The sequence below is a fragment of the Halobacillus dabanensis genome (genome assembly GCF_900114165.1).
GTDB lineage: Bacteria > Bacillota > Bacilli > Bacillales > Halobacillaceae > Halobacillus > Halobacillus dabanensis.
In genome coordinates this window covers 76424-101751 of the sequence record NZ_FOSB01000003.1, presented here as the reverse complement: position 1 = coordinate 101751, position 25328 = coordinate 76424, and the positions used below count along the sequence as shown (strand labels likewise).

26 protein-coding genes and 1 pseudogene are annotated in these 25328 nt (G+C 41.1%); 13 read left to right on the top strand and 14 right to left on the bottom strand.

Translation table 11 applies throughout. From position 1 onward, the window contains the following. Positions 1-63: 63 nt before the first annotated feature. Positions 64-1455: a class II fumarate hydratase gene (fumC, locus tag BMZ58_RS06440; RefSeq protein WP_075035735.1), complete on the bottom strand. Its 1392-nt coding sequence runs from the start codon at positions 1453-1455 to the stop codon at positions 64-66. A gap of 460 nt (positions 1456-1915) precedes the next feature. Here fumC and BMZ58_RS06435 point away from each other — a divergent pair, with 460 nt between their 5' ends. Continuing rightward, the gene (locus BMZ58_RS06435) at positions 1916-2830 is read left to right on the top strand and encodes a zinc dependent phospholipase C family protein (RefSeq protein WP_075035734.1); all 915 of its coding nucleotides are present in this window, start codon (positions 1916-1918) and stop codon (positions 2828-2830) included. Between the two features lie 18 nt (positions 2831-2848). On the opposite strand, the gene BMZ58_RS06430 is transcribed toward BMZ58_RS06435, so the two are convergent. Continuing rightward, on the bottom strand, positions 2849-4144 hold the full coding sequence (locus BMZ58_RS06430) for an MFS transporter (protein ID WP_075035733.1): 1296 nt from the start codon (positions 4142-4144) through the stop codon (positions 2849-2851). 103 nt (positions 4145-4247) lie between these two features. Here BMZ58_RS06430 and BMZ58_RS06425 point away from each other — a divergent pair, with 103 nt between their 5' ends. Next, positions 4248-4868 (top strand): NAD(P)-dependent oxidoreductase, encoded by a 621-nt coding sequence (locus BMZ58_RS06425; RefSeq protein WP_075035732.1) that lies wholly within the window; start codon positions 4248-4250, stop codon positions 4866-4868. A 42-nt stretch (positions 4869-4910) separates the two neighbouring features. Here the strand turns inward: BMZ58_RS06425 and BMZ58_RS06420 are convergent, their stop codons facing one another. The 3 genes from BMZ58_RS06420 to wrbA form a co-directional block, all read right to left on the bottom strand. Then, on the bottom strand, positions 4911-5741 hold the full coding sequence (locus BMZ58_RS06420; RefSeq protein WP_075035731.1) for a M15 family metallopeptidase: 831 nt from the start codon (positions 5739-5741) through the stop codon (positions 4911-4913). A 121-nt stretch (positions 5742-5862) separates the two neighbouring features. Then, on the bottom strand, positions 5863-6105 hold the full coding sequence (locus tag BMZ58_RS06415; RefSeq protein ID WP_075035730.1) for an IDEAL domain-containing protein: 243 nt from the start codon (positions 6103-6105) through the stop codon (positions 5863-5865). A 501-nt stretch (positions 6106-6606) separates the two neighbouring features. Next, positions 6607-7212: an NAD(P)H:quinone oxidoreductase gene (gene wrbA, locus BMZ58_RS06410; RefSeq protein WP_075035729.1), complete on the bottom strand. Its 606-nt coding sequence runs from the start codon at positions 7210-7212 to the stop codon at positions 6607-6609. Positions 7213-7528: 316 nt separating this feature from the next. Here wrbA and BMZ58_RS06405 point away from each other — a divergent pair, with 316 nt between their 5' ends. After that, on the top strand, positions 7529-8404 hold the full coding sequence (locus BMZ58_RS06405) for a cation diffusion facilitator family transporter (RefSeq protein ID WP_075035728.1): 876 nt from the start codon (positions 7529-7531) through the stop codon (positions 8402-8404). Positions 8405-8426: 22 nt separating this feature from the next. On the opposite strand, the gene BMZ58_RS06400 is transcribed toward BMZ58_RS06405, so the two are convergent. The 4 genes and pseudogenes from BMZ58_RS06400 to BMZ58_RS06385 all read right to left on the bottom strand — a co-directional run bounded on the left by BMZ58_RS06400 (position 8427) and on the right by BMZ58_RS06385 (position 10529). Further along, a complete protein-coding gene (locus BMZ58_RS06400) occupies positions 8427-8960 on the bottom strand; it encodes a GNAT family N-acetyltransferase (RefSeq protein WP_075035727.1) in 534 nt (177 codons plus the stop codon). A gap of 79 nt (positions 8961-9039) precedes the next feature. Next, positions 9040-9522 carry a hypothetical protein gene (locus tag BMZ58_RS06395; RefSeq protein ID WP_075035726.1) on the bottom strand — a complete coding sequence of 161 codons (483 nt, stop codon included), beginning with the start codon at positions 9520-9522 and terminating at the stop codon, positions 9040-9042. Positions 9523-9583: 61 nt separating this feature from the next. Further along, the gene (locus BMZ58_RS06390; protein ID WP_075035725.1) at positions 9584-9877 is read right to left on the bottom strand and encodes an AzlD domain-containing protein; all 294 of its coding nucleotides are present in this window, start codon (positions 9875-9877) and stop codon (positions 9584-9586) included. After that, a pseudogene (locus tag BMZ58_RS06385) lies at positions 9874-10529 on the bottom strand (AzlC family ABC transporter permease). The gene BMZ58_RS06390 and the pseudogene BMZ58_RS06385 overlap by 4 nt, the downstream one beginning before the upstream one ends. A 479-nt stretch (positions 10530-11008) precedes the next feature. Here BMZ58_RS06385 and nhaC point away from each other — a divergent pair. Further along, entirely contained in the window at positions 11009-12418 is a 1410-nt protein-coding gene (nhaC, locus tag BMZ58_RS06380) for a Na+/H+ antiporter NhaC (protein ID WP_075035724.1), read from the top strand. A 302-nt stretch (positions 12419-12720) separates the two neighbouring features. Further along, positions 12721-13548, top strand: a complete 828-nt coding sequence (locus tag BMZ58_RS06375; RefSeq protein WP_075035723.1) for an MBL fold metallo-hydrolase — start codon at positions 12721-12723, stop codon at positions 13546-13548. Positions 13549-13566: 18 nt separating this feature from the next. Here BMZ58_RS06375 and BMZ58_RS06370 read toward each other — a convergent pair whose 3' ends face one another. Beyond that, positions 13567-14349, bottom strand: a complete 783-nt coding sequence (locus BMZ58_RS06370) for a cobalamin-binding protein (protein WP_075035722.1) — start codon at positions 14347-14349, stop codon at positions 13567-13569. A gap of 95 nt (positions 14350-14444) precedes the next feature. Between BMZ58_RS06370 and BMZ58_RS06365 the strand changes: the two genes are divergently transcribed. The 3 genes from BMZ58_RS06365 to BMZ58_RS06355 all read left to right on the top strand — a co-directional run bounded on the left by BMZ58_RS06365 (position 14445) and on the right by BMZ58_RS06355 (position 16549). Further along, positions 14445-15272 carry an alpha/beta fold hydrolase gene (locus BMZ58_RS06365; RefSeq protein ID WP_075035721.1) on the top strand — a complete coding sequence of 276 codons (828 nt, stop codon included), beginning with the start codon at positions 14445-14447 and terminating at the stop codon, positions 15270-15272. Positions 15273-15293: 21 nt separating this feature from the next. Continuing rightward, positions 15294-16145, top strand: coding sequence for a DUF2268 domain-containing putative Zn-dependent protease (locus BMZ58_RS06360; protein WP_075035720.1), 852 nt, complete (start codon positions 15294-15296; stop codon positions 16143-16145). 206 nt (positions 16146-16351) lie between these two features. Then, the gene (locus BMZ58_RS06355) at positions 16352-16549 is read left to right on the top strand and encodes a cold-shock protein (protein WP_035510016.1); all 198 of its coding nucleotides are present in this window, start codon (positions 16352-16354) and stop codon (positions 16547-16549) included. Between the two features lie 352 nt (positions 16550-16901). Here the strand turns inward: BMZ58_RS06355 and map are convergent, their stop codons facing one another. After that, positions 16902-17657, bottom strand: a complete 756-nt coding sequence (map, locus tag BMZ58_RS06345; RefSeq protein WP_075035993.1) for a type I methionyl aminopeptidase — start codon at positions 17655-17657, stop codon at positions 16902-16904. Between the two features lie 86 nt (positions 17658-17743). Continuing rightward, the gene (locus BMZ58_RS06340; protein WP_279626121.1) at positions 17744-18298 is read right to left on the bottom strand and encodes a sugar O-acetyltransferase; all 555 of its coding nucleotides are present in this window, start codon (positions 18296-18298) and stop codon (positions 17744-17746) included. An 88-nt stretch (positions 18299-18386) separates the two neighbouring features. Between BMZ58_RS06340 and BMZ58_RS06335 the strand changes: the two genes are divergently transcribed. The 3 genes from BMZ58_RS06335 to BMZ58_RS06325 all read left to right on the top strand — a co-directional run bounded on the left by BMZ58_RS06335 (position 18387) and on the right by BMZ58_RS06325 (position 21312). Continuing rightward, positions 18387-18893, top strand: a complete 507-nt coding sequence (locus BMZ58_RS06335; RefSeq protein ID WP_075035718.1) for a GNAT family N-acetyltransferase — start codon at positions 18387-18389, stop codon at positions 18891-18893. 63 nt (positions 18894-18956) lie between these two features. Beyond that, complete coding sequence (locus tag BMZ58_RS06330) at positions 18957-19679, top strand: ABC transporter ATP-binding protein (RefSeq protein WP_075035717.1); 723 nt, start codon at positions 18957-18959, stop codon at positions 19677-19679. Next, the gene (locus tag BMZ58_RS06325) at positions 19672-21312 is read left to right on the top strand and encodes a putative ABC transporter permease subunit (protein ID WP_075035716.1); all 1641 of its coding nucleotides are present in this window, start codon (positions 19672-19674) and stop codon (positions 21310-21312) included. Before BMZ58_RS06330 ends, BMZ58_RS06325 begins: the two co-directional genes overlap by 8 nt. Before the next feature lie 105 nt (positions 21313-21417). Here the strand turns inward: BMZ58_RS06325 and BMZ58_RS06320 are convergent, their stop codons facing one another. Beyond that, on the bottom strand, positions 21418-21624 hold the full coding sequence (locus BMZ58_RS06320; protein ID WP_075035715.1) for a zinc ribbon domain-containing protein: 207 nt from the start codon (positions 21622-21624) through the stop codon (positions 21418-21420). 45 nt (positions 21625-21669) lie between these two features. Next, on the bottom strand, positions 21670-22089 hold the full coding sequence (locus tag BMZ58_RS06315; RefSeq protein ID WP_075035714.1) for a universal stress protein: 420 nt from the start codon (positions 22087-22089) through the stop codon (positions 21670-21672). Positions 22090-22375: 286 nt separating this feature from the next. Here BMZ58_RS06315 and BMZ58_RS06310 point away from each other — a divergent pair, with 286 nt between their 5' ends. Beyond that, entirely contained in the window at positions 22376-23848 is a 1473-nt protein-coding gene (locus BMZ58_RS06310) for a SulP family inorganic anion transporter (RefSeq protein ID WP_075035713.1), read from the top strand. Between the two features lie 559 nt (positions 23849-24407). Then, positions 24408-25289 (top strand): DMT family transporter, encoded by an 882-nt coding sequence (locus BMZ58_RS06300; protein ID WP_075035711.1) that lies wholly within the window; start codon positions 24408-24410, stop codon positions 25287-25289. The last annotated feature ends 39 nt before the right edge of the window (positions 25290-25328 follow it).

Genomic DNA, 25328 nt, shown 5'->3' with positions numbered 1-25328 from the left:
AAAGGTGGTAATTAATGGAGATATTATATTAGGCTAACAATCATGACTAACAACAGGTTCTAATCACTTAGCATTTGGCTTTGTCATTGCTTTCGGATCCACATATTCTTCAAATTGCTCATCAGTCAGGATACCCAATTCAACAGCTGTTTCTTTCAAAGTTTGGTTTCTTTCAAAAGCTGTTTTAGCAATTTTGGCTGCATTTTCATAACCGATATGAGGGTTTAATGCTGTTACTAGCATTAATGAATCACGCAAATATTTTTCAATTTGTTCATGGTTAGGTTCTAAACCACTTACGCAGCGCTCATCAAACGAGATAATGCTATCAGCAAGAAGTTGAGCAGACTGGAGGAAATTAAAAGCAATCACAGGTTTGAATACATTCAGTTCAAAATTCCCCTGACTTGCAGCAAAGCCGATAGTTGCGTCATTCCCCATAACTTGCGCAGCTACCATCGTGACAGCTTCGCTTTGTGTAGGATTGACCTTACCTGGCATGATGGAACTGCCTGGCTCATTCGCTGGAATCGTAATTTCACCAATTCCACAACGTGGTCCACTCGCTAACCAGCGGACATCATTGGCAATCTTCATAATATCTGCAGCCAAAGCCTTTAAAGCACCATGAGTATGGACGAGTTCGTCATGGGACGTTAATGCGTGGAATTTATTCGGTGCAGACACAAACCCTTTACCTGTCGCTTCATTGATTTGAGCAACCACGTTTTCTGAAAAGTCTTCATGAGCATTCAATCCAGTTCCGACAGCAGTACCACCAATTGCAAGCTCTTTCACGTATTCCGTGCTCTCAATCAACATTTTTTCTGTTTTTTCAATCATACGGTGCCAGCCACTAATCTCCTGGCCAAGTGTCAAAGGTGTAGCATCCTGCAAATGTGTCCGGCCAATTTTAACAATATCGTTAAACGCTTCCATTTTTTCTTTCAATGTATGTTTGAATTGAATCAAGGCCGGTAATACGACGTCCTCGATTTTCCGGACAGATGCGATATGCATAGCAGTCGGATAAGTATCATTGGAACTTTGCGATTTATTGACATCATCATTTGGATGTAATCGTGTCTCGCTTCCTTGTTCCTGGAGCCATTGTGAACCGACATGGGCAATCACCTCATTGACGTTCATATTTGACTGTGTACCACTCCCTGTCTGCCATACGACAAGAGGAAAGTGCTCATCAAGCTCTCCAGCAATAATTTGATCTGCAGCATGAGCAATCGCTTGGGCTTTTTCTTCCTCTAATAAACCAAGTTCAGCATTTGCCTTTGCTGCGCTCTTTTTCAGGATAGCAAAACCTTCAACGACTTCTTTTGGCATCTTTTCATCACCGATCGGGAAGTTTTGTTTACTTCTTTGAGTTTGTGCTCCCCAATATTTTTCGCTTGGTACCTTGATTTCTCCAATTGTATCTTTCTCTATACGATAGTCCATATGAATCCTCCCTTTTATCTTTTCATTATCTGCTTTTTCATTGTATCAAGAATCTTTTGAACAATCATCAGAAGACCACTTTTTTAGACGTTTTTCCACCCTCAAAATTTCTGATTATTTACATTTTTCTAATTTGTGTGTATAATTGAGTTATCAAGCAATGTACATATCGTCCGTATTTGCTTGACCTCTCAAGTGGGTAAAAAAGTGGTAAAAAAGAGCCTTGGAAGAGGCTCTTTTTTTTGACTATATGATTCCACCCACCTCCCACAAAAGCTCCCTTATCTTGAATACTCAGTTTCGAGACGTTTGGTTGTGAGTATGGTGGTTGGGAAAGCGACCTATTCCCCGCAGCCCCATTCACTAACACAAAAGTCTCGAATTCAAGTCTTACAATATCCTTCCATTATCTGTAACAAATATTTGAAACATAAAAAATTTTGAAAGCGGAGGTTTGAAAATGCCAAATATATGGACACATATTCTGTTTGTGGACCAGCTGTGTAAAAATCTTAACCGAGATGATTTATTGCAGACATCATCGCCTACACTACATATGGGTGCACAGGGTCCGGATCCTTTTTTCTATCATAACTTCCTCCCGTTCCTTCCCGACAAAAAAGTGGCGGATATCGGGATGAGCCTCCACACAGAAAACTGCGGACCTTTTTTATTAGCAATGGTTGAACAAGGTAAGAATGAAAAAAATATGCTTCAATCATATATCCTGGGGTTTGTCAGTCACCACGTCCTAGACAGACACACCCACCCTTATATTCATTACCATGCTGGTTACACCGGTAATAAGCATCAGGAATTAGAAGTACTCATTGATACGTTGATGTTGAAAAGGGATCGGAGCAAGAAGAGTTGGAAAAACCCTGTTCACAAGGAAATGAAAGTCGGTACACATGTACGTCCAATTGGAGATCTCTTGCATGGGTTGATGATAAAGCACTACCCATCAGTTGTTGATCGTTACAACAAAAAAGTGATACAACAATCACTTTTGCATATACAAGCAGCTCAACGAGTGCTTTATGATCCCTGGAAGTGGAAGAATAAGTGGTTCGGTACCCTCGTTTCCTCCTTTTCCCATCAACCAATTCTTGAGAACCGTGACTATTTGAATGAAGAGCGGACAGAATGGCGGCATCCTGCTACATATGAAAAACGCAATGAATCATTTTTAGATTTATATGAAAAAGCTTTAAATGAAGGGCATAAATTATTTCAATATATATTAGAGTATTGGGAACACGGTTCTCCCGAAACTTTTGAAATTATCGGGAATATCATCGGCAATGTCTCTTACGATACGGGAGAATCCCTTGAATATACATATACCAACCTTTATAGTCGTCCAATCGTATAAGAAATAAACAGTTAGTAATCAAACGCGAAGCACAGGCTTCTCATCAGGGTTCGTGCGCTGCTTCGCCTGCTCTACTCCTTTATCAATATCCAGGATGAAAAGAAGAATAATTCCAACAGCGAAAAAGAATATAAGAGATAGAATGCCCAGGCGGCTGGAACCTGTCAATTGACCAACAAGTGCGAATGCGAACGGACCGAAAATGGCTGCGAACTTAGAAGAGATTCCGTAAAAACCAAAAAATTCAGCATGTCGATCCCCTGGAACCATTCTACCAAAAATGGACCGGCTAAGAGCCTGTGCACCACCCTGTACGAAGCCCACACAAATAGCCAAAATATAGAAATGAAGGGCAGAGGTCATAAAATATCCTAGCCCCACGATCGCCAAATAAATAAACAAGGATATGATTAACGCTCGTTTTGGCTTAATTTTCCCTGCCATCCAACCAAAGAAAAAGGTACAAGGAATTCCTACAAATTGAGTTATGAGCAATGCTGTAATTAAGGAGTTACTGTCAATCCCGATATCCCTTCCATAGATGGTCGCCATTTTTATAATGGTCGATATTCCATCATTGTATAGCCAGAAAGCAAGCAGAAATATTAATAACTGTTTAAAATGCTTTAGTTCTTTCCACGTGCGGCCTAGCCTTTGAAAACCTATCGAAACATAAGACTGTGTCCTTTTTGGCTGGACTTTCTTTTCTTCCACCACATTTTTAAAAAGTGGAATAGAAAAAATAAACCACCAGACCCCAACAGACACAAATGCCAATTGTGTCCCTACAAGTCCGTTAGACAAACCAAACCATTGATATTTCATTATCATAAGTAAATTGACTGCCAATAAAACGCCCCCGCCGACATAACCTAAAGTGAATCCTGTGGCAGAAACACGGTCGATGTCCTGCCCTTCAGCAACTTCAGGCAAAAAAGCATCGTAGAAAACATTCGCTCCTGAAAATCCGATCGTTCCGATTATTAGTAAGACAGAGGCGAATATATAGTCCCCTTCCCCGACAAAGGCCAACAACACGGAAGCCAGCATCCCCATATAAGCAAAAAACCTTAGAAACCGTTTCTTTGCTGCTGAATAATCACTGATAGCACCTAAAACGGGAGCCAAAATAGCAACGATTAAAACAGCGATGGATTGGGAATACCCCCAATAACTAGCTGCTAAAGATTCTTGCACACCCTTAGCTGCTACATCATAATAGAAAACAGGTAAAATAGCAGCCATAATTGTAGTAGCAAAGGCTGAATTCCCAAAATCATAGAGCATCCAGCTCCATACAGGTCTTTTTTTCATTCTAAAGCTCCCTCTCTATCTTCTTGATTTTAAGAAAACTCGTATCAGTACATAAATAATATGTGAACCAAAATAAAATTCCCTAAAAATTTGAGGTGATTATATGAAATTAGCTATATTCGGTGGGACAGGTCGTATCGGCTCAGAGGTTGCTCGATTAGCTTTAAAAGAAAATATAGAAGTAAGGGCATTAGTGAGAGATGAAAAGCGGGCTTCTAATATCATCCCTGGAGCAGAACTTATCGTCGGTGATGCAAAAGTGGAAAACCATATTAAAGAAACAATCCGTGGGTGTGATACTGTATTCAGTGGCTTGAATACTGATAAAACAGATACTCTCTCGCAAGCCATACCATTGATCATTAATACTATGAGAGATACAGGCATAAAACGGATTATTACTATAGGTACGGCTGGTATTTTAAATAGCAGAAATGAGAAAGGGAAATATCGTTTCCAAACAAACGAATCAAAGCGTAAGAAAACATTTGCCGCCAAAGAGCATGTAAAAGTATATGAAGCTTTGCAGGCCAGCAGTTTGGAATGGACCATCATATGCCCTACGTATTTGCCAGATGGAAAGCGCCAAGGTTGCATTCGCTTCGAATTAGACCAGTTACCTGAGAACGGCAAGAAAATTTCAGTCGATGACACAGCGCAGTTTGCATTTGATGAACTACACAAGGATAGATTCGTTTATCACCGTGTAGGTGTTTGTTACTAAAAAAGCCATTTCTCTATCTATGGAGAAATGGCTTTTAGTCATTCATTCATTTGATGGATGAAGACCGAAAAATTCTTCTAAGGTCACTTCCTGGTTGTGGATGGTGCTGGATATGTCTTTACCGACATACCGAAGGTGCCACGGTTCATACGTGTATCCTGTAATTTCTTGAGCCCCTTCTAAATAACGAATGATGAATCCATATTCATGGGCATGTTCTGCTAGCCATTCCCCTTCTGACGTGTTTCCAAAAGATTCTTCGAGTTGAAAGGCTACCTGGGCAGAAGTAACATCCATAGCTAAGCCTGTCTGGTGCTCACTAGTACCAGGTTGAGCGGAGAATTTGTCTGTTTCTTCTTTTCCATATTCAGCGACATATCCGTCATATATATTCTTTTGGCGATCGAAAGAGCGATAACCGGAAGCAGCCACCAAGTCCAGACCATCTTTTTCTGCAGCTGCGAAAAGTTTTTCTAAGGCATCAGCTGCCACCGCTCTCATTTGTTTCTTCGGATGGTCTTCTGTGAAGTAAAAAGGGACATCAGGTACAATCAAATCTTCCGGAATGTAATCTGCAGGTAGTTTTCGTTCTTTATTTACGACGACTTGAATACTGGCAGGTTCCCCGACTTCCACTGTCCCATCATCTAATACCTTGTCCTTACTGTCAGAATTAGAGTTCTCCTCCCCTTTTATTTCTTCTTGTTCCGTATCCTCATTTTCCTCTTCCTTATCCACTTCCACCGAATCTTCTTGCGTCTCTTTTTCTTCTACTGTATTGGACGCTGGTACATCTTCTGCCGTTTCTTCTGTATCCGATGAACAAGCGACCAAAGTGATACTCATCATTGTACACAACATAACTTTTTTCAATTTTTATTACCTTCCTAGTCCTTGGTGTTGTTTTTACTATAACATTCTAAGAAAGAAGCTGTATATCCCAACATATTCTATAAAATAAATAAAAAGCCACTGCATTAGCAGCGGCTCTATCTTATTCCCATGTAAAGGGTTGATATTCTAAACTTAAGCGTTGAAACTCTTCGCGATCATCGTTATCAATAGCATGGTTGATCTTTTTATCCAAGCGTTCTTTATTAAATTGATAACTCAATTGATCTAGTAGCAAACGTGAGGCTAACTGTATTCCAAAGGACAATTCTCTCTTTGCCGTAATCTCTTTCCCTTTGTATTCGGGGTGGCGACGGATAACATAATCGATCTTTTGCTTTCTCATGAGAATACCCCCTTCAGGCTTTTTTTCATTATGCAGGATTTAATAGGATTTCGCAACAAGTTTTCTGAATATTTAGTTATATGATACCCCATTTTTGAAAATATAAACCTCTCATCCCTATTATCTAAGGTTTTTACGTTCTCCGGATTTTATAAAATGGTTCCTAACTCCTATCTATCCTTTTCCTAATAGGAGACTCATCTCGAAAAAAATAGAACTTTACAATGCGTCCTTGTCATAATAAAAAGAAAGATCAATTCTATTGCGGATTTCTATTTTCATACTCCAATCAATGGATTTCTCCTCGTTAGGCTGCTAAGTATCTGAAAGTGGATGAAAAAGGCAAAATCAAGGATGACTCACCATTGATTCACAGTACGATAAGCATCACAACAACACATATATAGCCATTAGATTTTCTAAATAAAAAAACCGGGGATAAAATCATAGTGATTTTATCCCCGGTTTTTATGCTGTAACTTAGAAAGCAGGTTCTGATGCTTATTCGACAAATTTGCTTGCTACATCTATTGTCCGCTTTGCTTGATGACGAACGCCGGCTTCTACATCTTCTTTCATGTTTCCTTCCCCATCAACACTTACACTGGTACCATATGGGTTACCTCCGGAAGCGAAGGTCGCGTCGTCTGTGTAACCAGGAGCCGCTATAATGGATCCCCAGTGGAACATTGTCGTGTAAAAGTTCAATAAGGTGGATTCTTGTCCACCATGAGGATTTTGAGCGGAAGTCATAGCACTTACCACTTTATTGACAAGTTTACCTTGGAACCACAATCCGCCAGCCTGATCCATGAATTGCTTCACTTGACCAGGAACGTTACCGAAACGTGTAGGAACACTAAAGATGATTGCATCTGCCCAGTCCAAGTCATCTACTGTTGCTTCTGGAACTACATCTTTCGTTGCTAAGTAATGCTCTTTCCATGCCGGGTTTTGTTCAATCGCTTCCATTGGAGCTAATTCTGGCACACGTACCAATTTCACTTCTGCGCCTTCCTGTTTAGCTGCATCCTCTGCCCATTGAGCCATTTTGTAGTTGGTGCCAGTGGAACTGTAATAAATGATCGCTAATTTTACATTTGCCATAGAAAATCTCTCCTTTACACTCTTTTGGAATCCACACTGCTTTATTATCTTTACCTAAGGATTCATTCCGGATTCACACACAGTATATACCCGCATTTAATAAAACTCAAACACGAGATTATTTAATTCGAGATAATTTATAAAACATTTACTTTGACTACATAATACTTCAAATGATGAAAATTTGAACAAGGGCAATTTTAGTTACCCTGCCCAAGCAATATGAACGTGGAAAGCTTTTTTTCTCTAGACTCACTGAGAATCTATTTGATAAGCTAAATCATGCTTTTATATGATCTGTTCGGAGGTACTAGGAATGAGTGAATATTCGAATCTAAAAAAAGGAGAACGCGGGGCGTGGGTCAGTATAATCGCCTATTTAGTACTAGCGACCATAAAGCTCTCCATCGCCTCCATCGGCAATTCGGAAGCCCTGAGAGCGGATGGTCTGAATAATACGACTGATGTGATCGCCTCTATTGCAGTCCTTATCGGTTTGAAAATTTCAAGAAAACCACCGGATGAAGACCATCATTACGGTCACTTTCGGGCGGAAACCATCGCTTCTTTGATTGCCGCCTTTATCATGATGACAGTGGGTATTGAAGTCATTATTGGTACTGTTCAGGATATCATCAGTCAAAAAGCAAGTGAACCATCCATGTTGACAGCTTGGACAGCGTTAGCAGCCGCATTCATCATGTATGGGGTGTACCGTTATAATTTAAATTTATCGAAGAAAATAGATAGCCATGCCTTATATGCAGCAGCACAAGATAACAGATCAGATGCTCTTGTAAGTATAGGTGCAAGTATCGGTATTTTCGGGTCACAGTTTGGACTATTTTGGCTCGATCCTTTAGCAGGGTTGCTCGTCGGTATAATTATCTGCAAAACATCCTGGGGAATTTTTGTGGATGCCACCCATAGTTTGACGGATGGTTATGATGAGGATGAAATGGAACACATTCGTGAAGCCATATCCGATCATCCGGATGTTTGGGCTGTCAAAGATGTAAAAGCAAGGTTACAAGGGAATAAAACGCTTGTAGAAGCAACCATCCATGTAGACCCCCACATCACAGTACAGGAAGGACACGAGATTACAGATGCCGTCGAAGAACGCCTCGAAAAAGAAAAAAACATCGGTTATGCCCACATACACATTGAACCATATGAAGAATCAGAATAAGCCTGCCCATCTTGGCAGGCTTTTAGGCTAACTGATCTGCAAGTTCATCCAACCTCCCCCATCCGTATGCCGTTTCTTCATACGTACCTTGGCCAATCGTCACTTTTTCAGCTTCTATAGGATCCGCTCCATGATTTATGTAAAATTGGCGTGAAGGATTATGAGTCAGCACCCATACAAGCAATGAATGATACCCCGCCGCTAACATTGCTCTAGAAAACACTTTGAGCATTTCCGTTCCATATCCTTTTCCCTGGTAATCATCCAATAAATAGATCGCATAGATTTCACCATCAAAACCATAATTTTTGGTCCGCTCTTTCCCCCCAGAAACAAAACCGACCACTTCGCCCTGGTGATTTTCAATGACATATGCGATTTGACCATTGACTGGAGTTTTTAAAACTGTTTCCCAAAGAGCGATTCGATGTTCCACCGTCGTATTGCTTAAGTCTTTTTCATCTATCAGTTCTTTATATGTCGATTTCCAGCTTTTCACGTGGATTTCTGCGATTGTTGCAGCATCTTCAAAACGAGCTTCTCTTACGTGCGGCATGATCATCTCCCCTTCCGATTTCGATTATATTATACCAAAAAAGATGGTGCTGAAAACGGCACCATCTTTTATTTTTATCCTATCTACATTGGAAACTAGCGATCCTATTAGCATCAAACCCTGTGTAAATCCATTGACGCCTGCGACGTTGCCAACGGTACCCCGCCACAGAAGTACGCCCGATAAATGTTGGATAAAACCAGAAAGCACGCCCATTTTCCATACGGATCCAAGTGTAACGGTATAGGCAACCATATAATGATCCTGGGTCAACAGCGAACAATGTGGCATTTTGAGTACTTGGTGGAGTCTCTGGAGGTGGTGGTAATTGTCCTCCTTGACCTCCACCCCCGAAAGGTGGCCCTTGTGGAGGCTGACCTGGTCCACCCCCGAATGGCGGCCCTTGTGGTGGTTGGCCAGGCCCACCTCCAAACGGTGGCTGTCCAGGACTACCTCCAAACGGCGGTCCTTGCGGTGGCTGGCTCGGGCCGTATGGTCCACCAGGCATTTGCCCAGGGCCTCCAAAAATCTGCCCGAAAGGAAAACCAAACTGACGATGCATAACGATCAATTCCTTTCTCGGAAGTATCCCTATACGATATGCACCACTTGGGCAGGTGTGATTATAATGTAAGTAAAAAGACAGACCCTATACAGCCTAAAACCACAAGAATGATATGAACATTCATCCATGCCAATAAGACTCCGACTAAGCCAGCGATGACACCGATTTGGGGAGCGTCAGGCTTCACAGTCATAATCCCGGGAAAGATGAGAGCTCCCAATGCAGCATAAGGAATGGCGTTCAACCACCGATCTACCCACTTAGGGAATGTGATAAAATCTACAATTAATGCAGGTAAGAAGCGCGGAATCGCTGTAACAACAGCCATGCCTATCACCATCCAAATAATCATCCATCCCCCTCCTCTTCATCACTTAACACCCAAATACCTCCGAATCCTCCAAGGACCGTTCCAACAACAATCGCCCATCCTTGTGTCATTCCCCAGTACTGACAGAGAAAGTTAATGACCATTGCTAACACACTTATGATGGCAATTTTCCCTTCTTTTTTTACGGAAGGAACGAGAAGACCGATAAACATTGCATATAGAGCAACCCCCATGCTATCGCTCAACCTTGCTGGTATGACGTCACCTAGCACACCACCAAGATAGGAACCCCCTACCCATGAAATGTAGGCGGTCAATATCAATGACGCATAAAATAAACTTCCATTCCTTTCTTTTGCTTCCTCTCGATATAAAGCCGACATCGTAAAAGTTTCATCAGTTAGACCGAGTGTAAGAGGAATCTTAGCTCTTAAAGCAATTTTTTCAAACGATTAACAAAGGAAAGACTCATAACAAAATGCCGGAAATTAAGAACGAAAGTAGCAATGATAATTTCTATGATTCCGGTACCTGTCGCGACCATCCCGACAGCTAAAAATTGAGCAGCTCCCGCAAAGACGAGAACACTCATTAAAGTGAGTTCCAAATTCGACATCCCTGTTCTGCTCGCTAACACTCCATAAGTCAAAGCAATGGGCAGATACCCTAGCATAATAGGGAACCCTGCAAACATCCCCTTCTTCATCATATGCAGGCGTGAAGAAGAAACTGAATGCTCTATCGCTTGCGTTTCCATTCCTCTCCCTCCCCTTCTTATAAAATTTCCCATTATTATACACAACTCTTACTAATATTTGAAGCTAAAAATTACACTTGCCCACCGTTGACAATTCTTGAATATTCTTTTATGATATAACAAAATTACTTCATTACGGAAAAGCGTTCAAGCAAAAAAGAATATATTGTATCATGATTCCCGAAGTAGATGTTGCGCAGGCAGGAAACAGAGATCGAGTGGTTGGTGGAAACTCGAGCCTTCCTTCATTGAATTACAGGTTTCTTCACAAGTGATACACCAATCGAGTGGGTGAAACATTTCACCAACAAGGGTGGTACCGCGGAGTGATCGCTTCGTCCCTATTTGCTGGGGCGAAGCTTTTTTGTATTCATGAAGGAATAAGGAGGAAAAAAATGCTTCATTTGCAACCGAATAAGTTACCAAATGTAGTTGAATCTGCGCTTTTGCTACTTTTGCCGATTGGAATAATAAGTTATTTTATTATTGAACTTCAAACCGTCCCACACATCCCTATCCTAATTGGAATATTGGTGATGCTCACATATGGACTAATAAAGAAAATGAGCTTCAAGAATCTCCAATACGGGATGACACAAGGTGCTCAAACCGGAATGGGAGCCGTCCTCCTCTTTTTCGTTATTGGTATTCTAATAGCAAGTTGGATGGCGAGTGGCACGATTCCAGTGCTTATGAATGCGGGGTTTCATTTGTCTGGAGGTCCATGGTTCTTAGCCATAATTTTTGCTGTAACAGCCATTGTCGGTGTCGCACTGGGCAGCTCATTCACTACTGCGGCTACCGTCGGGGTGGCATTTATCGGTGTTTCTCAATCGATGGATGTATCTCTTGCTATGACAGCAGGAGCTATTGTATCCGGTGCGTTTTTCGGAGACAAAATGTCCCCATTATCTGATACTACTAACCTGGCCTCCACCGTCGTAAAAGTTGACCTGTTCGACCATATCAGGAATATGTCCTGGACTACCATTCCTGCTTTTATCATCACTTTCCTAACATTCATTATATTATCTCCCGGGGGGAATACGAACGCTGAACAATTGGGGATTTTCCAGGCTAATCTTGCAGATGCAGGCCTTATGCACTGGACATCATGGATTCCTTTAATTGCCCTTGTAGCCATGACAGTCACTAAGCGCCCTGCATTCCTTTCACTGGCTCTAAGTAGTATCATAGCTACCATCATTGCAGGCTTTCGAGGTGTTCTTGAATGGGGGGCTTTATGGGGGACATGGTTTAACGGTTTCCAAGGTGAGACAGGCAATGAAGTTGTCAATGAACTTCTTACCCGCGGAGGCATGAACAATATGCTTTTCACCGTATCTCTTGTCATCCTTGCATTAGCTCTTGGTGGACTGTTTTTTGTCACAGGCGTTATTCCTTCAATTTTAGCCCGTATTCAAGAATCCTTGAACTCAGCAAGGTCTGCAACATTGTCTACAGCCTTTACTGCGATTGGAATCAACATAGCGATAGGAGAGCAATACTTGTCGATCTTACTGACGGGGGAAGCATATCAGGATGTTTATGAAAAAGCTGGGCTTGCACGAAAGAATTTATCTCGCACCTTAGAAGATGCAGGTACTGTAATCAATCCGCTGGTTCCATGGAGTGTTTGCGGCGTGTTTCTTTCAGGGGTGCTAGGCGTCCCCGTCCTTGATTACTTGCCTTTCGCATTCTTCTGTTTATTGAGTCCTCTCCTGACGATCCTATACGGCATTACCGGGAAGACGTTGACCCCTAAAACAGATGCAGACGAACAGTCTCTTGAAAAAGCGAATTGAATAACAAGAGGCTGGGGCAATGCCATTAAAAAAAATAAATAAAACGCATGAAATCCGATTCGAAAATCATAATTTCATGCGTTATTTTTTTCATGATTTGAACTTCTAACTGGTTGTTTTTTACTTATGTACCAGCCTCTCTTTTCATTATAAAATGGCAGCATTTCCAGCTAAAAACCCGAATGACAGTCCTTTTGATTTGATTCATTGTGAGTTCTCGACACCTTATATTACATAGGTGAATAATTCCCCTCCTATAACTCAAACTAAAAGTACATACTTTGGCTAAAGAGGTGGAAGGGATGGATCAATTCGAACATAACGAAACGTCCAATGAAGAATATCACATGGGGCATGCAGAATCAGAACAAGTGTTGGATGATATCGCCTTTTACCGTGCATTAATCGTCAATGTCATTTTTCTTGGAAAAGAAGGAACCGATGAGTGGGTCCTCGTTGATTGCGGGATTGGCCACTATAGTAAGCGAATTATTAAGGCAGCTGAAAAAAGATATGGAACTACGAAACCGAAAGCTATAATATTAACGCATGGACATTTTGACCATGTAGGATCAGCCAAACAACTGGCAGACTATTGGGAAGTTCCTATCTACATTCACCCATTGGAATTAGACTATGTAACCGGTAAACGGGATTATCCAGTCGGAGATGCAACTGTGGGAGGTGGGCTGATATCTTTGATGTCCCCTTTCTTCCCTACCCATCAAGCAGACTTGAGTAAGTATATTCATCCTTTACCAAACGACGGTTCTGTACCTTTTCTAAAAGGGTGGCGTGTCATTCATACTCCCGGACACACTCCGGGCCATATTGCTCTTTTCCGGGACAGTGATGGTGCACTAATTTCTGGAGATGCTTTCATTACTGTAAAGCAAGAGTCGAGTATGGCCGTTTTCATTCAACATCAACATGTGCACGGCCCACCAGCTTATTATACCCATAATTGGGAAGAAGCTGAGAAATCTGTCAAAGAACTCGCCTCCCTTCACCCGCAAGTGGCCATAACAGGCCATGGGTTACCTATGGAAGGGGAGTTATTAACAGAACAACTTCACGATCTTGCGGCAAATTTCAAAGAATTAGCTGTTCCAAAACATAAGAACAACTAACAGGAAACGGCAAGCGCTTCAACGCTTGCCGTTTTCTTTTCGCAACAATTCTTCCATTTTCCTTAAGCCTTCGAGCAAGCGTGGACTAGGTCGGCAAAATAATGATTCTTCTAACACATGGATATGGTCATTTTTCACTGCATCTAATTGCGACCAACCAGGTCTGTTCTTAACAAGGTCAGGATTCATTTTTTCTTCCTTCACTCCAACCCATACCATGCATATATGATCTGGGTTACGCTTTTTGACTTCCTCCCAATCTGTTTGAAAACTTGCCACTTTTTGATCAACGAAAACATTTTCCCCTCCAGAAAGTTCACTAATCTCTGTCAGCCAATTCAAACCACCGGGTGTAAAAATAGGTTTCGGCCACCATTCCCAATATAATGTAGGCTTATTTTCTATCTTTTCAGCTTTTCGCCTGTACATCTCTATCTCTTCAAGAAATTGATCCGCTTTACGATCTGCTAACTTTTCTACGCCTAATTCCTTACCAACACGACGAATATCTTCAGAAATCTCATATAAATTATTCGGGTTCAATATAATATAGGGCAAGCCGTATTCCTGAAGCTTCTCGATATTCTTCTCCATACCAGGGACCGACAATGAAGCAAGCACAAGATCGGGGGCTAAGTCAGCGACTTTTTCCATATCAATGGATAGATCGGGCCCCAATTTCGGAAGCCCTTCTACTTGGACAGGATAATCAGAATAATTATCGACACCAACCAACAGGTGTGTCAGGTCTAAATAGGCGACAATCTCAGTATTACTCGGGCAAATCGACACGATTCTCACATACCCACCCCTTTTTTCAGAATCGTCTGATGTTTCATTTTCTTTCATTATAGCTTATATTTAAGTTATGGAAAAAGAAAGAAAGGGATGAGCCCATGACGACGACACTCCTCGATACAACCAAAGGAATAGTAGAGTTTACATATAAGGGTTCTGGCCCAACTGTTTTATTATTGAAGGGCGGGCATTCAACTAGAGAAACAGATTTATCCCATTCCAGTCTCATTTACGAAGGATTCTCATTACTCACCATTTCACGGCCAGGTTACGATTACACAGAACAATCAACGGGAAAAACCCCTGCTGAATTCGCGGATACGATTATTGAAGTGCTTGATCATCTTTCTATAGATAAAGTGAAAGTAATCAGTATTTCTGCTGCAGGTCCAACAGGGATTGCACTAGCTACTGATCACCCGGAACGCGTGGAAAGACTACTCATGGAAGCAGCTCTTACCACCCCATGGGAAAAGCAGACAAAAAGACGAGCGACATTATTATTCGGTCCAGCAGAAAAAATCGTATGGAGCAGCCTGAAGACAATGCTGAGATTTTGTCCAGATCTTGTGTTAAAGCAATTAATTGCAGATTTAACGACCCAAGAAGTGGATGATTATTTAGAAAACCTTACACCCAACGATCGACGTTTCATCATTGATATGTTGGCAACTTCTCAATCTGGAAAAGGATTCGTAACAGACCTTGATCACGATGTATCAGATATGCGACTCATCCAGGCCCCAGTGCTGGGAATGTACTCTCAAAAAGACCGTAGTGTTCCTTACACTAATGCTTTGATATTAAAATCCTCAGCACCAGATTGTGAAATTTATGAAGTGGATGCAGATAGTCATTTGATTTGGATTGGCAGAGATGCTCAAGAAGTCTGGAGGAAACGGTTGGAATTTTTAAATCAATCCTAAATCATACGGAGGGGAATCATCATGGATGATGTAAAGTGCACACAACTGTTGGATCGTTTTTTAACGTTTTATGACCAAGCCTCTCAAACACCTTTTCATAAGCGCTTTGAATTGTGGGAGGATCAATACGCCTTCCCTTACAACCCACCTGGTTATCAACAAGGCCAATTAGCAAAAGAGATGATTGAATATGCATGGAACAAATATGATCAAGTCTATGAAAAAATCCAGTATTTTGATGTTGGACCTTTAGAAGTAAACGGTTACGTGGATTCCATTAAACAAATTCTTCACTGCACTACATCTGTCCGGCTCACTGTCCTATTTTTTGTCGGAACGTTTGAGACGGACCCATTCATCGTGGAGGAGAATCAACACTATACTCTTTGCTTCCCTGTAGAGCTGTCTTCAACCCGTACGAGATTAATTCACGAGTTGACTCGTGTAGTCCATTGTTGCCAATCCGGCTTAGCTGCCAGTCACACGCGCACTTTGGGGCAGCTGATTTTTCAGGAAGGGATGGCGTGTCATACCACTCATGAAGTATTAGAGGAAAATGGGATGATTGACCCTCCCCATTGCTGGAATGAAGAGAAATGCAGTGCTGAACCAAACAGAGTCATGATGAACATCCTTCCCCACTTACATCGGACAGATTATGAGGCCCTCTACTCCTTTACAAAAGGTACCGGTGCATCCGGATTTGAAAAAGAAGCGAATTATACCGGATGGCTCGTAGTAGAACACTTACTAGAACAAGGGCGCCCCCTCTATGATCTGGCTCAAATCCAGATGGACGAGGTTGATGAAGTAGTAGAAAAAACATTATTATCCCTGATGAATCAAGCCTACTTAACACAGCCACAAGAATAAAAGTAGGGATGCCTAACTAGGTTAAATAACTTTTTCGTTATAGGGCTTTCATTCCTTTGGGACATCTGTTATACTATGGTTAATTATTCGTTGTTCGATCAGATTCATGCAAGAGAAGATGTTACGAAAGATGTCGTCTTGATGGAACTTGAAAAGAGCAAGAATAGTAATACAATGTGGATTTTCCACGCAGGAGGTTTTTGTACATGGTTGAAGGTACAGTAAAATGGTTTAACGCAGAAAAAGGTTTTGGATTCATCGAGGTAGAAGGTCAAGACGACGTCTTCGTACACTTCTCTGCAATTCAAGAAGAAGGTTTCAAGTCCCTTGAAGAAGGTCAAGTTGTAACTTTCGAAATTGAAGAAGGTCAGCGTGGACCACAAGCAGCTAACGTTCAAAAATAAGAACGTAAAAAAACTCCCCTCTCGCAGGGGAGTTTTTTTATGCCCAATTCCTCAACTAATGCTCCCTATTCTTGTATTCTCCCCTACTCATGGGAGGGGTATGGTTAGGCGATTTCGAGCAACTCATACGGCAAGGTTCTTGGGGGAAGGGGGGAATCCCGCGGGAGAAGGAGCGAGGCGAGCCCCCGGAAGACAGAGCCTGACGAGGCTTGCCAGTTCCCTCGCAGGAAAGCGAGCACCTCCCCCAAAACCTAATGCCCACAAACATTTTGAAATCGAGTCTTCAACAATACTGCAGTATTGTTGAAGACTTATAAAAAAGAAGCAGGCTTAGGAGCCTGCTTCTTTTTGGTTAATTTTCGTCTTGCTCTGTAAGAATGACTGGCCCTTCTTTAGTAATCGCGACTGTATGCTCGTATTGAGCAGAAAGTGTTCCATCCACTGTACGTGCAGTCCAATTGTTATCATCCATCTGACTTGCCCAGCCACCAATATTTATCATAGGCTCAATCGTAATCACCATGCCTTCTTTCAAGCGAGCACCTTTACCAGCTGCTCCGAAGTGTGGAATATATGGATCTTCATGAATGGAGTCACCGATTCCATGACCAGTAAAGTCGCGGACAACAGAATAACCTTCCCCTTCAGCATATGCTTGTATAGCATGGCCAATATCACCAATACGGTTGCCGGGAATCGCTTGTTCAATCCCTTTATATAAGGATGTTTTCGTTACATCCATCAGTTTTTGTGCTTCTTCACTAACTTCCCCAACCGCATGTGTCCAAGCGGAATCTGCAAGAAATCCATTCAAGTTGACAACCATGTCAATCGTAACAATATCGCCATTCTCTAATTTTTCTTTACGTGGAAACCCGTGGCAAATCTCATCATTGATGGAAGCGCAGGTTGTATACTCATACCCCTGATACCCTTTTTGTTCCCCCGTTGCTCCACGTTCCGCTAAATATTTTTCTACAAAGTTCTCGATTTCCATCGTGCTCACACCTGGTTTGATAAAGGTGCGTAATTGCTTATGAACACTGGCGAGTAATTTGCCCGCTTCATGCATTTTCTCAATCTCTCTTTGGCTCTTACGTTTAATCATATGCTCAATCCTTCCTTCTTCAATTACGTATGCATGTATCCTATAGTATGATAACGAAAATTCGATGGAACGACCACCCATAACCCTCAGTCCACATTACGAATTATTTTGGCAGGATTTCCGCCTATGAATACGTTGGAAGGTACATCTTTAGTTACGACAGCTCCTGCACCGATGACGACGTTATCTCCCACCGACACTCCTGGATTGATCACTGCACTCCCCCCAATCCAAACATCATCCCCAATCTTGATAGGTTTCCCAGACTCCAAACCGCTTGCCCGTGTTTCTCTATCCATCGGATGTGTGGCTGTATAAAGTTGAACGTTCGGTCCAATGAGCACTCTTCTTCCGATTCGAATCTCACAGACATCAAGAAAAATACAATTATGATTGGCGAAGAACCCGTCCCCTATATGAATATTGTAACCATAATCACAATAAAATGGTGGTTCAAGTACCATTTCCCCTTCTATTGTCCCAAATAAGTCTTGAATTAATTGTTTCCGATAGTGATCCTCCGTCTCTTTGGTTTGATTCAAAGAATTCACCAATTGTTTTGCCCTGGATCTTTCTACGATTAATTCATCATCCCATGACTTGTATAGTTCTCCAGCCAACATTTTTTCTTTCTCTGTCAAAAGACTCACCTCAACGATAGGATATGTTCTTCCTTTACTTTACCACAGTTTTTCGCTAGGCTAGGAACAACCAAAGGAGGTTTTCCAAATGCAGGTACGTGAATTGAACCGTTCGGATGCGGAACAATATTATGAACTCCGTTTAGAAGCTCTACTTACTAATCCTGACGCTTTCATCACTACATATGAGCAAGAAAAGCAAAGACCAGACCCGATCACTACTACAGGGGAAAGATTGGAAAGTGAAACATCGCGCACATTTGGTTTATTTGTTGCTGAAAAATTAGCCGGGGTGGCTACGCTGATGAAAGAGACACACCCTAAATTCGCACACAAAGCGAATATTGTTGCAATGTACATTTCCCCTGAACATAGAAGAAAAGGTGGGGCAGAGCAATTGTTCAAAGAACTGATACAATTTGCAAAGGCTATTGAACTAGAAGTTCTTCATATAAGCGTGGTTACAAGCAACCATCCCGCTAAGCGTTTGTATGAAAAACTCGGCTTCCAAACCTACGGGACCGAAAGAAAGGCCATTAAGCTTTCTGACAGGTATCTGGATGAAGCACATATGGAGCTCTTTTTGGAAAAATGAAACACTTCTCCTTCCCTAACCGTATAAAAAGCAGCAAGCATTTTAAGGTAAAGGGTGAAAATGATGATTGAAATCAACCAAATATCTAAAAGTTTCGCAGGCAAACAAGCTGTTAAGAATTTAGAATTATCGATCCCTGACGGAAAAATTTTTGGTTTCCTCGGTCCGAATGGGGCTGGGAAATCCACTACCATCAAAATGATGACAGGTATTTTGCCGATTGATGAGGGTTCGATTTCGATGAATGGTGTCGATATCAGCAAAGAACCGATGAAGGCGAAACATCTTTTCGGTTATGTGCCTGACCGGTCTGATATATTCCTCCGTTTAAAGGGCATAGAATATTTGAACTTTATTGCTGATGTATTTGAAGTGCCTAAAGAAATAAGAAAAGAGAAAATAGAATATTTAACGAAAAGTTTCGGAATTTATGAAGCCTTGGATGATCATATCCAAACGTATTCTCATGGAATGAAGCAAAAAATCGTAGTCAGTGGTGTATTGCTTCACGATCCGGATGTATGGATTTTAGATGAACCCTTAACTGGTCTCGATCCCAAATCCGCATATACACTAAAAGAAATGATGAGAGAACATGCTTCTAGAGGTAAGATCGTCTTTTTTTCTACTCACGTACTCGAAGTCGTCGAGCAACTGTGTGATGAAGTTGCAATCATCAATAATGGCCACGTACAGTTCAAAGGGAACATGATTGAGATGAGACAGCAATTCAAAGAAGACGATAATCTTGAACGTCTCTTCTTGGAGTTGACTCAAAATGAGTAAAGCTTGGAAATTAATGAAAATAATGGTGAAGATGCAGCTGTCTATGTCTAGTAAAAGCGCCATGGAAAAGGCTGGGTATTTCTTCATAGCATTAATGATGATCCCTTTTGGTCTGCTGATTTTGTTTTTCATCCAGGGAATCATCGGCAATTTGTATGCAACTCTTGAACCGCTAGGGAACGAAAGTGTCATCCTTGGTCTACTATTTATGATGATGGCATTTATCTTTTCTTTTATCAGTATTGGAACGGTTCTCAGTTCCTTCTATTTCGCTGAGGATGTGGAATCTTTCATCCCCCTTCCTTTTCAGCCCTATCAAATACTTTTCGGGAAATCGGCAGTTCCCTTTCTATCGTTGTATGGTTTGAATACGGTATTGCTTTTACCCTCTCTCATTTTCTATGGATTACATAGTGGAGCTGGGATTCTTTACTATGTATTTGCTATCATCATTTGGGCCGTTACTCCGATTATCCCATTTGTGCTAACTTCGATTATTCTAATGTTCATAATGCGGTTCGCCAACATTTCTAAAAATAAGGATCGAACGAAAGTTCTTGTGGGACTTTTAGGGTTCGTTTTTGTCATTGGAATAAATGTTTTGGTCCGCATAGACACTGGAGGAGAAAATGAAGATCTCGCAAGGTTGATTACAGAACAAAACGGGTTGTTAGAATTTGTGACCAAGTTTTTCCCTCCAGCCTACTTTAGCAGTATCACCTTAACTGAATTAGGCACATTCACAGGGTTACTATACTTCATTTTAATCATCACCTTATCTGCCTTAGCCATCTTTCTTTTCCTTACCATTGGACAAAAACTTTACTTTAAAGGCGTTTTAGGTCTTTCTGGCGGAAAACGAAATAATTTCAAAGAAGAGAATGTACAGAAACAGGTGAAACAACAGCCTGTATTATTCAGTTTGTGGAAAAAAGAAATAAGGATCATTTTAAGAACTCCCACATTTTTCACCCAAATTGTTGTTCAAAGTCTTTTCTTCCCTATTTTCTTAATTGTACTTATCATCATTGATCCCAATAGTCCACTAACCGGTTGGGGATCCGATTTAAACCAGATGGAAGGAAAGAAAGTGATCCTCGCAATGTTTGGAATGACAGTTGTTGCTCTAGGGATTAATCCAGCCTCTTTTTCCTCCATTTCAAGAGATGGGAAAAGTTGGTTCAACCATTTGTATTTGCCTATTCCACCCTCGAAGGTAATATTGAGCAAGCTCTTGGTCTCTTTTTTCCTGAACTTTCTATCTTTAATGCTAATCACTATTGCTGCTCTTTTCATTTTGGAAATGCCGTTAACAATCTGGCTGCTTTGGTTTGTCCTCTCACTTGTAACAAGTTGGATTGCAAGTATCGCAGGCCTCATGATTGACCTATATAGTCCGAAATTGACCTGGACGGATGAAAGAGAAGTTTTCAAAGGGAGGTTTATCGGGATTGTCCCTCTCGCTTTAGAAGCGACTATTTTCGGAGTGATCATCCTTGTTCTATGGAATAGTGGGTTAGAAGGAATTTGGTCAGTGACTGCAGTATTACTGACTATTTTGGTCCTCGTCAGTGTATGTGCTCAATATTTCTTGAACCGCTTAGTCGATCGCAATTACTACAAGCTGTTATAAAAGATTTTCATAACCATCTAAAATACGAACCCCTAACAAAGGCTTATGGGGAAATTAATGAAGGAACTAAAAAGGTGCATAGCTATTAGATATGCACCTTTTTTATTATCCTCCAAAGAAAAAGTCAAAGATATTACCTGCTTTGGAAGCTTTTTGGTTATAAAATTCAGAGTACCCACAGTTATTACAATAAACGACTGTAAACTTATTGTTCTGGACATCCAGCATTTTTGCCAGACCCGCCCCAGTCATTGCTACTTCTTTTTTTCCCGCATCTGTACTTCCACACTTGATACATCCCTTTTCACTCATATTCAACCCCCTCTATCTTAGTATGTATTCCTATTATTATGGGCCTTACTTCACAATCATGACAGGGCACTTTGCTCTCTTTGCCACTTTATGACTGACACTTCCCAATACCATTTCCTGCAGTGTATTCAAACCTCTGCTACCAATGATCACAATATCAAACGATTGTTCATTTGCATACTTCACTATTGTCGGACCAGGGTCCCCGTGACGAATATCGACCTGATAGGGAACATTTTTATCGGTAAGGATTTCCTCTATCGGTTTTAATCGTTGTTGGCGACGGTGCTCAATCATGCCATGATCACCCTCTGATAGTACATCGGACTTCGACTGATCTCCATCAACAACATAAACAATGGTTATTTCTCCATTTCCTTGAAGAAGTGCGAGTTCAGCTGCTCGCTCTGCTGTACGAATCGAGTGTTCAGATCCATCGGCAGCTAATAAGATTTTTTGGTACACCCTGACTCCCCCCCTTGCCCAAGTTAGATGTTTGGTCTATTTTACCATGTTATATCTTTCAATTGATAAGGAAATATTCTCTTTATTATTAGTAAAAAATATATTTTCATAAAACAAAGGTTTATATGATCGATAATGGGAGAAAAAGAGCGGAAAATAGTTATTTATGCGCTTACATAAGGTTATGTAATAACAGAGATAGATGATATAATCTTTTCGTTCTTGCCGGATTTCCGTATTGTTTTGGACAATACAAAACACAAATAAAATAGAAAGAGGTGCGCAATTGAACACTGAAACAATTAAACAACAATGGTTTGGAAACGTAAAAAACGATGTGCTTTCAGGCATGGTCGTCGCTATGGCGCTCATCCCTGAAGCAATCGCTTTCTCTATCATCGCCGGAGTCGACCCCATGGTAGGTTTGTACGCTTCCTTCTGTATCGCTGTCGTCATTGCTTTTATGGGCGGTCGTCCTGGAATGATATCCGCTGCGACCGGGGCTATGGCTCTCCTAATGATTACATTAGTCAGAGATCATGGTTTGGAGTACTTGCTTGCCGCAACGATCTTGACCGGAATATTGCAATTTGTTTTAGGCGCCTTGAAAATAGGCCAATTTATGAAATTCATTCCAAGATCGGTTATGGTCGGTTTCGTCAATGCCTTAGGTATTCTTATCTTCACATCACAGCTCACTCACTTTGAGGGAGCTGGAATGGCCATGTATATTATGGTTGCAGGCTCACTTGCTATTATTTATATTTTACCGAGATTCACAAAAGCTGTACCGGCTCCACTAGTCGCTATCGTACTGATGACAATCATTGCTATCATGACTGGTGCTGGGCTAAAAACAGTTGGAGATATGGGGGAACTTTCTAGTACTCTACCAATCTTCTTACTTCCGGATATACCATTGACATTTGAAACATTACAAATCATTTTTCCAATTTCCCTGGCGCTTGCCTTCGTAGGTTTACTTGAGTCTCTATTGACCGCACAAATCGTCGACGATATGACGGATACGGTCAGTGATAAAAACAAAGAAGCACGTGGTCAAGGGGTAGCGAACATCGTTTCAGGCTTCTTCGGAGGAATGGCAGGTTGTGCAATGATTGGCCAGTCTGTCATCAATGTCTCTTCTGGTGGCCGAGGACGTTTATCTACTCTAGTGGCAGGAATCTTTATGATGCTCCTTATCATTGTATTCAACGATCTTCTCGTCCAAATTCCAATGGGTGTATTAGTCGGAGTGATGATTATGGTTTCCATTGGAACATTTGACTGGAGTTCCTTAACAAAATTCCATAAAGTACCAATTTCAGACAGTGTCGTCATGGTTGTAACCGTTGCGACAGTTGTAAAAACACACGACTTGTCTAAAGGCGTACTGACCGGCGTCATTCTAAGTGCCATCTTCTTTGTGGCTAAGATTTCTAAAGTAAAAGTGGAAAAAGTATATGAAGAGAGTACAAAGAAAATGGTTTATCACGTCAGCGGCCAAGTTTTCTTCGCTTCTACAGACAACTTGATGAAACACTTTGATTACAATGTGGCTGCGGATAAAGTGGAAATAAACTTCTCCGATTCCCATGTTTGGGACGATTCTGCTGTAGCAGCAATCGATAAACTGGTATTGAAATACCGTGAAAATGGAAAGGTCGTAGAAATAGTCGGCCTCAATAAGGACAGCTCTCAACTTGTACAAAAACTAGCCGTTCACAATAAAGAGAATGCTACCTTATCCAATCATTAAAAAACTTTTCTATTATTGAATAACAAAGCGCAGGGCTCATGCCTTGCGCTTTTTTGTACATTCTTTTTTCAGCATAGTTTAAAACCAAGAATGCTGATTCTCCTCAACCACCGAACTAAATATTTGATAAACGTGTTCTCAGCTCCTCCATCCACTCCTTCGGTTCTTCTTTTACCATAAAAGCTCGTACACCTCGGCTTGTGTGCAAATAAAGGAAACCATAGGATTCAGAGAAACTTTTATAGGACACATCCCTTACATCCAAAAGAAGAAATGTTTCATTAGGGGCAACTATTTCCTCTTCAAATAGCTTTAACTTTCTTTCATGCTCTAGGTAATGTTGTTGATTGTTTTCAATGATCCGTGTTTTTTCAAATATAGGATGAGAACAGATCAAACGATCCTTCCTTTCTTGTGATACTACCATCAGTATATCGCATTCCACTACGCTTTGCTTACCGCCACAAAAGGAGGCTTCCTGCTTTCCTTCCAGTTAGTTTTATATTAGGATGGTAAAGGTGTTTTTTTTGCACAAGCTAAGATAAACGGAGGAACCATCATGAGCAATCGCAATAAAGGAATTATACTATTACTTATCTCTGCTTTCGGGTTCTCTATGATGGCAGCTCTCGTCAAGCTATCTGGAGATGTCCCGACTGTCCAAAAGACCCTTTTCCGTAACCTCGTTTCCGCGATCATTGCATTCGGATTCGTACTATATCACAAGGAGCGTCTATTTGGAAAAAAAGAAAACCAGAAGCTGTTACTTTCAAGGTCAGCTCTCGGAACAATCGGAATGGTCTTGTTTTTCTATGCTATCGATAATCTTGTATTATCCGATGCCGACATGCTGAATAAATTGAGTCCATTCCTGCTAATTATCTTTTCTGCCATCTTTTTGAAAGAAAAAGCACAATTATACCAGATTATCGCGATTATCATTGCGTTCATTGGAACATTATTCATCATCAAACCAGCTTTCACCCTGGAGTTCATTCCATATCTTGCGGGGATTTTTTCAGCAGTCTTCGCAGCAGGAGCTTATACGTTGCTCCGTGTTTTAGGAAATAGGGAAAAGTTTTATACGGTTGTTTTTTATTTTTCTTTTTTTACGACCGTCACACTTTTGCCGTTTACCATTGCTTTTTATGAACCAATGACGTTGAAACAATGGGCTTACCTTCTTTCTGCAGGTGTATTTGCGACTGTAGGTCAATTCGGATTAACCATCGCCTACAAATTTGCCCCTGCAAGAGAAATATCGATATTTTTCTACTCTACCGTCGTTTATTCCGCCTTGATTAGTATCCTTTTGTTTAACCAAATACCTGATATACTGAGTGTTTTAGGATACTTTACCATCTTTGGCGCATCTTTTTATATGTTTTTGAAAAATAACAAGGAGGCAAAGAAGGTAGAAGCGTCCAGAACGACTAGTTGAAAAAGAATAGTGGTCCACCATTTTCTATCCAAACCCAAA